At 73.4% G+C, this 11,386-nt stretch carries 10 protein-coding genes and 1 pseudogene; all 11 read right to left on the reverse strand.

Features of this window, described 5'->3' with window-relative positions; genetic code table 11:
• Nucleotides 1-12: 12 nt before the first annotated feature.
• On the reverse strand, nt 13-324 hold the full coding sequence (locus MNZ27_RS04775; RefSeq protein ID WP_242392902.1) for an STAS domain-containing protein: 312 nt from the start codon (nt 322-324) through the stop codon (nt 13-15).
• 121 nt (nt 325-445) lie between these two features.
• On the reverse strand, nt 446-808 hold the full coding sequence (locus MNZ27_RS04780) for a hypothetical protein (protein WP_242392892.1): 363 nt from the start codon (nt 806-808) through the stop codon (nt 446-448).
• 11 nt (nt 809-819) lie between these two features.
• Complete coding sequence (locus tag MNZ27_RS04785; protein WP_242392893.1) at nt 820-1,035, reverse strand: glycine zipper domain-containing protein; 216 nt, start codon at nt 1,033-1,035, stop codon at nt 820-822.
• Between the two features lie 358 nt (nt 1,036-1,393).
• Nucleotides 1,394-3,022: a murein biosynthesis integral membrane protein MurJ gene (gene murJ, locus MNZ27_RS04790; protein ID WP_242392894.1), complete on the reverse strand. Its 1,629-nt coding sequence runs from the start codon at nt 3,020-3,022 to the stop codon at nt 1,394-1,396.
• Nucleotides 3,023-3,066: 44 nt separating this feature from the next.
• The gene (locus MNZ27_RS04795) at nt 3,067-4,206 is read right to left on the reverse strand and encodes a hypothetical protein (RefSeq protein WP_242392895.1); all 1,140 of its coding nucleotides are present in this window, start codon (nt 4,204-4,206) and stop codon (nt 3,067-3,069) included.
• 1 nt (nt 4,207) lies between these two features.
• The gene (locus MNZ27_RS04800; protein WP_242392896.1) at nt 4,208-4,762 is read right to left on the reverse strand and encodes a tetratricopeptide repeat protein; all 555 of its coding nucleotides are present in this window, start codon (nt 4,760-4,762) and stop codon (nt 4,208-4,210) included.
• Entirely contained in the window at nt 4,759-5,523 is a 765-nt protein-coding gene (locus MNZ27_RS04805) for a type III pantothenate kinase (RefSeq protein ID WP_242392903.1), read from the reverse strand. Before MNZ27_RS04805 ends, MNZ27_RS04800 begins: the two co-directional genes overlap by 4 nt.
• A gap of 48 nt (nt 5,524-5,571) precedes the next feature.
• Nucleotides 5,572-6,564, reverse strand: coding sequence for a biotin--[acetyl-CoA-carboxylase] ligase (locus MNZ27_RS04810; protein ID WP_242392897.1), 993 nt, complete (start codon nt 6,562-6,564; stop codon nt 5,572-5,574).
• Between the two features lie 105 nt (nt 6,565-6,669).
• Nucleotides 6,670-7,506, reverse strand: coding sequence for a carboxylating nicotinate-nucleotide diphosphorylase (nadC, locus tag MNZ27_RS04815; protein WP_242392898.1), 837 nt, complete (start codon nt 7,504-7,506; stop codon nt 6,670-6,672).
• A 16-nt stretch (nt 7,507-7,522) separates the two neighbouring features.
• Nucleotides 7,523-10,816 (reverse strand): valine--tRNA ligase, encoded by a 3,294-nt coding sequence (locus tag MNZ27_RS04820; RefSeq protein WP_242392899.1) that lies wholly within the window; start codon nt 10,814-10,816, stop codon nt 7,523-7,525.
• Between the two features lie 100 nt (nt 10,817-10,916).
• Nucleotides 10,917-11,386: pseudogene (locus MNZ27_RS04825) on the reverse strand (response regulator); the annotation flags it as partial.

Raw genomic sequence — 11,386 nt, forward strand, 5'->3', positions numbered from 1 at the left:
GCGCCCGCCGCCCTACCCGAGCACCTCTTCGTCACCGCGGAGCCCGGCGCCGAGCTTCGACATGTCCACGCCGAAGTAGCGCAGCAGCCGCTGCTGGTGCCAGCCCAGCCCCAGGACCTGCACGCCCCCGAGGCCTGCGAGCGCCCCGGCCACGGCGGCGAGGCCGAGATCCTGGAGCTCCCGCACCCGGGAGAAGTCGAGCACGACCGGCGCATCCCGGGGCACCTCGCCGAGCCAACCGTTCAGGCGCGACGCGGCCTGCCGGTCGAAGGTCCCATCGATGCGGATGACGAGCTCGCCCGCTGCACCGCGCGTCACGTCCATCATCGCTTGCCTCGCCGCTTTCTGGAGAGGCGTCTAGGGTGCGTCCGTCCCCGCCACGGGTCAACGGAAGGCCCCATCGAAGCAGCTCCCGGCCGTCGATGATCGTCGATGCTCCGGTCGGTCAGTGTGTCGCACCCGAAGTGGACCCCGCCGTCACGGGCGGCTCCTCGGGGACGCGCGCCGCGCGCATCGCCCCGACGGCGGCGCCGATCGCGAGCAGGTTCGCGGGCGACAGCGCCGTTCGCACCGCCGCCTTCAGGAACGGACGGAGCAGCGGCCAGACGCCGCCCCCGACGACGAACCCGACCGCGGCGGCCACCCCGAGCACCGCCATGGGGTTCTCCGCCATGCGCCGATCGAGGTCGAGCTCCTCCCCGAGCCGCCGCGCCGCCTCGCGCGCCTCAGCGCCGAGATCGCGCAGCGCCTCGGCCAGCTCGTCGACCTCCTGTCCTGCCATGCCGCCCATCCCGCTCCGCTGCTCCATCGCCCCCTCCGCTACGCACGCGACAGCATGCGCCCGAGGATGAACCCGACGCCCGCCGCGATCGCCACCGCCGCGACCGGCCGCTCCCGCGCGAACGCCCGGATGAAGTCCCCCACGTCCTCCGCGTAACCGCGGAGCCCCTCGAGGCGGGCCTGCATGTCCGCCGCGAGCTCCTCCGCCTCCTGCCTGAGCTGCGTCGTCTCCTCACCCTTGCCGCCGTCGTCCATCGCGAACCTCCGTGGGCCTCGCTCGCGCGATGCATCGGACGGCCCGGTCCGTGGACCGGGCCCTGGCGGCAAGGTAGGACGCGTCTGGGCGGGCGGCCAAAGCCCCAGGGAGCCGATCGAGCCCGAGATGGGCCGCGCCTCCTCCGGCCGCGGGGACCGGCCCCGCGCGGTGCGGCCCGGAGCCGGCGGGGCGAGCGGTGAACGTCCCTGAAGGGCGCCGCCGGGCGTGGGACACGACCACCGAGCAGCGCAGGCGATCGAAGCTCCGTTCGCCCTGAGCGTAGGCGCGCCCTGCGCGCCGGAGTCGAAGGGCGCGACCGCAGGAAGGAGTCCGCCCCGCGCAGGCAGGCAGCGTGCGTCAGGGCCGGGGCGCGCTCGCGCCGGCGCGAGCGCGACCGCGCCGGCGGCGCAGCGCGCCCAGGAGCTCCCCGAGCTCGGCGATCCGCAGCGCCCACGCCGCGGCGAGGTACGCGGCGGCGCCGGCGAGGACGGGCACGAGCCCGAGGACGAGCTGGCGCGGGAGGCTCTTGTGGGCCGGGAGGACCTGCACCAGGGCGCGCTGGACCGTCCACGCCACCAGGGCGAGGACCGCCGAGGCCGCGAGCACCTTGCAGAGCTGCACGACGAGCCCCTTCCCTCCGAGCGTCCCCTCGCGCCGGCGCCAGGCCCAGGCGAGCACCACGTAGTTCACGCCCGCCGCGACGGACGTCCCGAGCGCGACGCCGCGGTAGCCGAGGAGCGGGTACAGCGCCGCGTTCAGCGCCACGTTCGAGATCATCCCGAGGATGCTGCCGATGACGGGGACCCGCGCGTGATCCACCGCGTAGAAGGCGGGCGCGAGCACCTTCACGCCGGAGTAGGCGTACAGCCCGAGCGCGTAGCAGAGCAGGGCCTGGCCGGTGGCGTCGGTGTCCGCCGCGCCGAACCGGCCGTGCTCGTAGATGAGCGAGATGATCGGGCGCGCGAGCACCGCCAGCCCGACCGCCGACGGTACGTTGAGGAACGCGACGAGGCGCAGGGCCGAGCCGAGCGTCGCGTTCACCGCGGCCATGTCCCGCGCCGCCGCGCGCTGGGCGACGCCCGCGCCCGCCACGGTCGCGATCGCGACGCCGAACACGCCGAGCGGGAGCTGCATGAGCCGGAAGGCCATCTGCAGCCAGGTGTTCGCCCCCTCCGTGTGCGAGGCGAAGTACGTGTTGACGAGGATGTTCACCTGGGTCGCGGACAGGCCCACGACCGCGGCGGCCATCAGCCGGAAGATGCGCCGGATCCCCGGGTCGGAGCGCACCGCGCGATCGAGCACCAGCCGCGGCCGCCACCCCAGCGCGCGCAGCGACGGGAGCTGGGCGGCGAGCTGGAGCGCCCCCCCGAGGATCGTGCCGAACGACCAGCCGATCACGGCCTGCTCGCGGGGGAGCCCGGCGGCCCACAGCCCGAGGCCGACCGCGATGGCCCCCACGTTGAACAGCGCCGGCGCCAGGGCGGGCGCGGTGAACCGCTGCTGCGCGTTCAGCATCCCCATCGCGACGGCGGACAGCGACACGAGGAGGAGGAACGGCATCATGATCCGGGTGAGCGTCGCCGCGAGGGCGGGCTCCTCGAGCCCCGGCGCGATGCCGCGCACGAGGGGCCCGGCGAGCGCGACGCCGAGGAGCGTGATCGCGCCCACCACGACGAGCAGCACCGCGACGATGGCGTTCCCGAGCCGGTAGGCGGCGCCCGGCCCGCGGTTGCGGTGGGCGTCGGCGAAGGTGGGCACGAACGCCGAGGAGAGCGCCCCCTCCGCGAAGAGATCGCGCAGCAGGTTCGGGATCCGGAACGCGACGACGAACGCGTCGGAGAACCGGTTCGCGCCGACCAGGATCGCGAAGAGCTGGTCGCGCACGAGGCCGAGCACCCGCGAGGCCATCGTGGCCGCGGAGAGCCACACGGCGCGGCCCACCCGCACCGGAGCCGCGCTCGCCTGGACCGTGATTTCGTCGGGCATGTCTGGGGCCGCGCCCGGCCGCGCCGCGAGGCGCGGGCCGGAGGCTACTTCTTCTGCATCGACGCCTTCGCGGCCTGCTCCTTCTTCATCACGAGGGCCCTGGCCTGCGACTGGATCGTCTGGGGGACGTTGCGATCCCGGGCCAGCTCCTTCACGTCCCGCTCCTGGAGGGTGACGAGCATCTTGAGGGCGGTGGGCAGCGGCACCTTCGGGTTCTTCACCAGGGCGATCTTGATCGCGTAGGTCTTGAGGAACTCCCGGCTCGAGTAGACGTAGCGGAGCACGTCCGCGTTCACCGTCCGCGAGTTGGCGAGGGACAGGATCTCGCCGTCGGTGATCCGCGGGCTGGTGGCCGCCGCCATGGTGACGAGCTTGTTCGAGTCCCGCAGGAGGATCGTCCGCGCCTCCTTGTTGCCGAGGGTCGCGAGCTTGATCTTCTCGGACACGCTCATCTTCATGATGCGCTGGGTGATGTTCAGCTTCTTCTTCGTCTCCTCCTCGGTCTCGGCGCGCGGGGGGCCGTCCGGCGCGTCGTCCGAGTGGAGCTCCCGGCGGTACTCCGCGATGAGCCCGGCGGCGGTCTCGACCTCCTCCGGCGGCTTCGCGGTCGGGTCCACGCCGTGGACGCGGCGGTGCGCCTCCACGAGGCGGGGGACGTCGAGGAGCGTGAGGCCGTTGCGGACGCAGAAGTCGCAGGCGCCGTCGACGGTCGAGGCGAGGGCGTTCGGGTTCGCGCACAGCCCCCGCACGATGCCCTCGTGGCGCAGGAGCCGGAGCTCGTTCTGGCGCACGATCTCGGCGAGCCGCTGCGAGACCGTCCCCGCCAGGCGCGCCACCGTCTCGTCCGGGGTCGAGGGGTTCAGGAGGACGAGCTCGAGGGCCGCCTCGTGGCCCGCGAAGCGCTCGGCGAGCCAGTCGAGCACCGGCGCGGCGAGCCCCTCGGCGCGAAGCGCGACGCCCGAGATCCGCTCCGGCAGCCCCTCGGCCGTCCGGATCGCGGTGTCCCGGACCGCGGCGTCGCCGTCGAAGGACAGCATGAACAGGAGCGTCACGAGGTCGGCCGGCGCGACCGCCGGGACGAGCCCCTTCGCGCCCATCATGCGCAGCGGCGCGGGCGCCTTCCCGTCGGCGTGCTTCTGGAGGGGCCTCGGCAGGACGTCGAGGGACAGCGGGCAGTCGGGCATGTCAGCTCCGGCGCTCCCCGTCCGCGGGTTCGGCCGGCGTGCCCAGGGCGATCGGCGAGAGCTCGTACACGGGAGCGTGACGACGCTGCCAGTGGTGCCGGATCCGACCCAGCACCCGGTTCAGCGGGTTGTTGCGGGAGAGGAAGGGGACGATCGGCGCGCCCCGCACGCCGAGGGCGTCGCGGGCCGCGAGCAGCCGCGCGTCCTCCGGCCACAGCTCGAGGCCGCGCGTCACGGCGCGGACGGCCCGCACGCGCTGGTTCAGCGCGAGGTGCACGCGGGCCTGGTTGAGGAGCAGCTCGGGGTCGGCGCCGACGGCGCGGAGCGCCTGGTCGCAGAGGAGCACGCCGAGGTTGGAGTTCCGCTCGACCAGGACGAGGGTCACGCCGTACCAGGACATGGCGCGCGGGTCGCGCGGATCCCGGCGGTGGGCGCGCTCGAAGGCCGCGTGGGCCTCGGAGAGGTTCCGGGCGCGGAACGCCGCGAGCCCCTCGTCGAGCGCGGCCGCCGCGACGGCGTCCGCCTCGCGGGCTTCGCTGTTCGTGGTCGGGCTCACCGGTTGCGCTCGTAGAGGATGCGGAGCCCTTCGAGGGTGAGGTGCTCGTCCACCTCGGTGATCGCCTTCGAGACCCCGGCGATGAGCGGGGCCAGCCCGCCCGTCGCGACGACCTTCGGCGAGAACCCGAGCTCGTCCGACATGCGCGCGCAGATCCCGTCCACGAGGCCGACGTAGCCGTACACGAGGCCGCTCTGGATGGACGCCACGGTGTTCCGACCGACGACCACGGCGGGCCGCGCGAACTCGACGCGAGGGAGCTTGGACGCGCTGCGGAAGAGCGCCTCCATCGAGATGCGAATGCCCGGCGCGATCGCGCCCCCGAGGTACTCGCCCTTCGGGGAGATGGCGTCGAAGGTGGTGGCCGTCCCGAAGTCCACGACCACCAGCCCCTGCCGCCAGCGCTCGTACGCGGCCACCGCGTTCACCACGCGATCCGCGCCGACCTCGCGCGGGTTCTCGTAGAGGATCGGCATCCCGGTCTTCATGCCCGGGCCGACGAAGAGCGGCTTCCGGTCGAAGTACCGGGTGGACATCAGCTCGAGCGTGAAGGCGAGCGTCGGCACGACGCTCGAGACCACCACCGCGTCGACGCGCGACGGCTCGAGCCCGGCGGATGCGAAGAGCTGCCGGATGAGGATCCCGTACTCGTCGGCGGTGCGGGTCTGGCTGGTCTCGATGCGCCAGTGGTGCCGGAGCCGGGCGCCGTCGTAGGCGCCGAGCACCGTGTTCGTGTTTCCAACGTCGATGGCGAGCAGCACCGCTGGAGGGTAGCCGCCGGAAGGCGGCTCGGTCAACGCGGGCGTGCGCTAGCGGGGCCGCAAGAGCTGCACGTCGCCGGCGAGGATCCGCTCCACCCGCTCCGGCGTGCGGACGAGCAGCGCGCCCAGGTCGTCGATGTCCTCGGCCCGCCCCGCCAGCTCGCGCCCATCCGTCCGGACGAGGACCTCCCGGCCGAGCGTGACGGACCGCTCGCGCCACGCGTCGCGGATGGGCGCGAAGCCGCGTTCGGCGTGGGCGTCGAGCCAGGCCTCGAGCCGGCCGAGGCAGGCGGCCGCGAGGAGCGCCCTCGGCGCCGGCAGCCCGCGCTCGATGGCGACGCTGGTGGCCTCGCCGCGCAGCTCCTCCGGGAAGTCCTCGGCCCGGGCGTTCACGTTCACGCCGACGCCGATCACCACCCAGTCCACCTTCTCCGGCTCCGCCGCGAGCTCCGTGAGGATCCCCGCGATCTTCCGCCCGCCGGCGAGCACGTCGTTGGGCCACTTGATCCCCGCCGCGACGCCCGCGCTGCGGAGCGCGTCGCAGACGGCCAGCGACGCGACGAGCGTCAGCTCGGCCGCGCGCGAGGGAGGCAGCTCGGGCCGGAGGACCGCCGAGAAGTAGAGGTTCCGGTGCGGCGGGGAGATCCACGCCCGCCCGCGCCGACCGCGCCCGGCGGTCTGGGTCTCGGCGATGACGACCTCGCCGTGGGCGGCGCCCTCCTCCGCCAGCTCCCGGGCGCGGTCGTTGGTCGAGCCGAGCTCCTCGTACGAGTGGAGCACCTGGCCGAGGTCGTGGGTGTCGAGGAGCGGCCGGAGCTCGAGCGCGGTGAGCCGGTCGGGGACCGCCGCGAGCCGGTAGCCGCGCGCCGGCACGGCCTCGACCCGGTAGCCGTGGGCCCGCAGGGCCTCCACGTGCTTCCAGACGGCCGCGCGGGTCAGCCCGAGCTTGTCCGAGATCGCCTCCCCGGACACGAACTCGTCGCCGGCCTCGGCGAGGAAGGCGAGGACCAGCTGCTCGGAGTCGGGCGGATCGGGAGGCACGGAGCGGTGATCTTCCGGGCTGGGGTGACCGGTGTCAACGACGAGCACCGGCCCCCGCCTTCGCGGGTCGCGGGACGGGGCTCGGACGGCGGACGACCCCCGCGTTCACGCCAGATCGAACGCGATGTCCACGGCCTTCGCGCTGTGCGTGATCGCGCCCATCGAGACGAAGTCCACGCCGGTCGCGGCGATCCGGGGCAACCGCTCGAGCGTCATGTTGCCGCTGGCCTCGAGCAGCACCCGGCCCGCCGTCCGGCGGACCGCCTCCGCGACGGCCGCGTCGTCCATGTTGTCGAGCAGGACGATGTCCGCACCCGCCTCGATGGCCTGCTCGAGGCCGGGGAGGTCCTCCACCTCGACCTCGATCCGGAGCATCGCGCCGGCCCGCTCGCGCGCGCGCCGCACCGCCTCGGCCACGCCGCCGCAGGCCGCGACGTGGTTGTCCTTGATGAGGATGCCGTCGCCGAGGCTCACGCGGTGGTTCTTCCCGCCGCCCGCGCGCACCGCCTCCTTCTCCAGCATCCGCCAGCCCGGCGTGGTCTTGCGCGTGTCGAGGAGCCGCGTCCGCGCGCCGCCCTGCGCGAGCAGGTCGGCGCAGCGGCGGGTCGCGGTCGCGACCCCGGACAGCCGCTGCAGGAAGTTGAGCGCCGTCCGCTCGGCGGCGAGCAGCGCACGCACCGGCCCGCGCGCGGTGCCGACGACCTCGCCCCGGGTCGCCCGCGCGCCGTCGCCGCGCTCGAACCGACAGGTCGCCCCGAGCCGCTCGAAGACCCGGGTCGCGACGGCGGTACCGGCGAGGACCAGATCCTGCTTGACGAGGAACGTGCCCTCGCCGGTCGCGGCCGCGTCGATGGTGGCCTCGCTCGTCGCATCCCCGAGGAGGAGATCCTCCTCGAGCGCCAGCTCGACGAGGCGCTCGGCGTGCGCGCTGAGCCCGGCCATGTCGCCCTCTTCCCGCCTACCGCTTGCCCTTGCGGGCGGCCCTGCGCGCCGGAGCCTTCCGCGCGGCCGGCTTCCTGGCCGGCTTCCTGGCCGGCTTGCGGGCCGGCTTCCGCGCCGCGCGCTTCGCGACGACCCGCTTCGGCGCCGCCTTCTTCGCGCCTTTCTTCGGAGCCGCCTTGGCAGCCGCCTTGGCGGCCTTCCTCGGCGCGGCCTTCTTCACGGCCGCCTTGACAGCCGCCTTGGCGGGCTTCCGGGCGGCGGCCTTGCGGGCGGCCGGCTTCTTCTTGGCTGCCGCCTTCCTGGCCGGCTTCGCGGCGGCAGGCGCGCGGGCGACCGACTTGGCCTTCTCGACCATCGCCTCGACGCCGGACTTCACCGCCTCGATGGCGCTCTGCGCCGCCTCGGCGCCGGCGGCGACGATCTTCTCGGCGGTCTGGACGACCGGGCTCGGCGCCTCCTGCTGCTCCACCGGAGCCGGAGCCGGGGCCGGAGCCGGGGCTGCCTCCGCGGGCACCTCGACGCTGGGCTTCTGCTCGTTCTGGTTCTCCATGCTGTCCCTCCTGGCGGGGTTCGCCTCCGAGCCCGAGAGCATCGCACGATGCGCGTCGAGCTTGCCTCTTTTTTCGCGCAGCTCCTCCGCCCGAGCCCGGTCCTTCTCGACCACCTCCGGCGGCGCCTTCTGCACGAAGGACGGATTCTGGAGCTTCCGCTCGATGCCGGCGAGGTCCTGCTCGACCTTCGCGATCTCCTTGTCCACGCGCGCCGTCTCGGCGGCGAGGTCGATGACGCCCGCGAGCGGCACCCGCACCTCGAACCCGGGGCCCACGCCGACGGCCGACTGCGGCGCCGGCGGCGTCGCCGCCGCGAGGGTGACGTTCACGCCCTCGACGCCCGCGACCCGCTGGATCCGCGCGAGCTCCCCCGCGAGCAGGAGGTCGTGCGTGGCCTGGTCGGCGACCGCGATCTCGACCTTGGCCTGGACGCCCAGCTTCACCTTGAACGGGATGCCCATCTCGCCGCGGATGTTGCGGATGGCGTCGATGATCCCGAGGACTGGTCCGAAGGACCGCTCCGCCGCCTCGTCCACCGGCCCCGTCTGGGGGTACGCCGCGGCGAGGATCGAGTCCGGCCACGCCTGCGCCTTCACCTGCGTCCGGAGCACGTGCCAGAGCTCCTCGGTGATGAAGGGCATGAACGGGTGGAGGAGCCGGTAGCTCGTCTCGAGACAGCGGACGAGCACCGCCTGGGTCGCGTGCTTGAGGGCGAGGTCCTCCCCGTAGAGCGCCTCCTTGGCGAGCTCGATGTACCAGTCGCAGAGCTCGTGCCACACGAACGCGTAGACGGCGTTGGCGGCGTCGTTGAACCGGAACGCCTCGAGCGCCGCGACCGTCTCGTTCACCGTCCGCTGCAGCCGGGCGAGGATCCACCGCTCCGCCGGCGAGGCGGCGAGGGTCGAGACGTCCTCGCCGCGCTCCTCGTGGCCGGCGAGGTTCATGAGCGCGAACCGGCTCGCGTTCCAGAGCTTGTTCGCGAAGGCGCGGTAGCCCTCGATGCGCTGGTCGGACAGCTTGATGTCGCGCCCCTGCGCGGTGAGCGCGGCGAGCGTGAACCGGAGCGCGTCGGCGCCGTACTTCTCGGTGACGACGAGGGGATCGATCACGTTCCCCTTCGTCTTCGACATCTTCTGGCCCTTCTCGTCGCGGACCATCGGGTGGAGGTACACGGTCCGGAAGGGCACCTCGCCCATGAAGTGGAGGCCCATCATCATCATCCGGGCGACCCAGAAGAAGATGATGTCGTGCCCGGTCTCCATCACGGAGGTCGGGTAGAAGGTCCGGAGCGTGTCGGTCTGGTCCGGCCAGCCCATGGTCGAGAACGGCCAGAGGGCCGACGAGAACCAGGTGTCGAGGACGTCCTCGTCCTGCCGCAGCTCGGGCTTGCCGCAGGTGGCGCACGCCGATGGCGTGGTGCGCGCGACCGTGACGTGGCCGTCCGGGCAGTACCAGGCGGGGATCTGGTGGCCCCACCAGAGCTGGCGGCTGATGCACCAGTCGTGGATGTTCCGCATCCACGCCATGTAGGTGTTCGTCCACTGCTCGGGGATGAAGCGGGTCTTCCCCTGCTCCACCGCCTCGATCGCCGGCCGCGCGAGCGGCTCGATCTTCACGTACCACTGGTCCGAGAGCATCGGCTCGAGGACCGTCTGCGAGCGCTGGCAGCGCCCGAGCGGGAGCACGTGCGGCTGGGTGCCGCGATCGAGCCCCTTCTCCGCGAGCAGGCGCTTCACCTCCTTGCGCGCCTCGAAGCGGTCGAGCCCGGCGAGCGGGCCGGCGTTCGCGTTCATCCGCCCGTCCACGTCGATGACGGTGACGAGCTCGAGCCCGTGCCGCTTGCCGACCTCGAAGTCGTTGAAGTCGTGGGCGGGCGTCACCTTCACCGCGCCGGTGCCGAACTTCGGGTCCACCAGGATCGCGTCGGCGACGATGGGGATCTCGCGCCCGAGGATGGGGTGGCGGACCTTCCTGCCGACGAGGTCCCGGTAGCGCTCGTCGTCGGGGTGGACCGCGACCGCGGTGTCGCCGAGCATCGTCTCCGGGCGCGTCGTCGCCACGACGATCTCGGTGATCGTGCCGGCGGGTCCCTGCGCGGGCTCGACCAGCGGATAGGCGAACGACCAGAGCTCGCCGCGGTGCGCCTCCTCGTGCTCGACCTCGAGGTCCGAGAGCGCGGTGCGGCAGTCCGGGCACCAGTTGATGAGCTTCTTCTCCCGGTAGATGAGCCCTTCCTCGTAGAGCCGGACGAACACCTCGCGGACGGCGCGGGACAGCCCCTCGTCCATCGTGAAGCGCTCGCGCTGCCAGTCGAGGGAGGCGCCGAGGGCGTGGTGCTGCTGCCCGATCCGCGAGCCGAACCGCTCCTTCCAGATCCAGACGCGACGGAGGAACTCCTCGCGCCCGAGGTCGTGCCGGCTCACCTTCTCGGTCTTCTTGAGCTCCCGCTCCACGATCATCTGCGTGGCGATGCCGGCGTGGTCCGTGCCGGGGAGCCAGAGCGTGTTGAACCCGCTCATCTTCTTCCAGCGGACGAGGACGTCCTGGAGCGTCGCCGTCAGCGCGTGGCCGAGGTGGAGCGAGCCGGTGACGTTGGGGGGCGGCAGCACGATCGAGAACGGCGGGCGCGTCCGATCGTGCTCGTCGCCGTGAAAGTAGCCGCGCTCCTGCCAGAAGGGGTACCAGCGCGCCTCGACCTCGCGGTGCTCGTAGCCCTTCGCCAGCTCCGGGGCCTTCTCGTTCTCGTTGGGGTTCTGCACGTCGTCTCCGATTCCGTGAACGCCTCCCGCCGCTTCCTGCCGGGCGAGGCGGAACGCGGTCGGGACGGCGGAGATCTACCGATCCGGTGAGCGCCGGGAGCTAGCCCTGGCGCGCCTTGACCAGGCGATCGAGGTTCTCCCGGATGATGGTCTCCGCGAGCTGCGGAACCACCTCCCAGACCACCCGCTCGATGACCTCGCGCGACGCCTTGCTCAGCGCGTCGCGGAGGGCGGCCTCGCCACCGTCCGCCGCCGGGGCGGCCGCCGCGGGCTCGGGCTGGTGGCCGGTCGCCGTCGCCGGCGGCACGAAGGCGTGCATCGGCGCGAGCTCCGCCTCCTCCTCAGGCCCGTCGGCGAGCTCGATCGCGGCGGGCTGAGGCGCGGACGGCTCCTCGGTCGCCACGTCCACGTCGCTCCAGTCGTTCTCCGCCGTGGGGGCGGCCGGAGCCGACGGTGCCTCGGGTACTCCGAAGCCGAAGGGGTCCTTGCGAGCGGCCAGCGACGGCGCGGGCGCCGGGGCGACGGCCGGGGCCGGACGCTGCTGCGGCACCGGCGGCCGGGCCGCGGCCG

Origin of the sequence: Anaeromyxobacter oryzisoli, from assembly GCF_022690765.1 — a bacterium.
Classification (GTDB): Bacteria; Myxococcota; Myxococcia; order Myxococcales; family Anaeromyxobacteraceae; genus Anaeromyxobacter; species Anaeromyxobacter oryzisoli.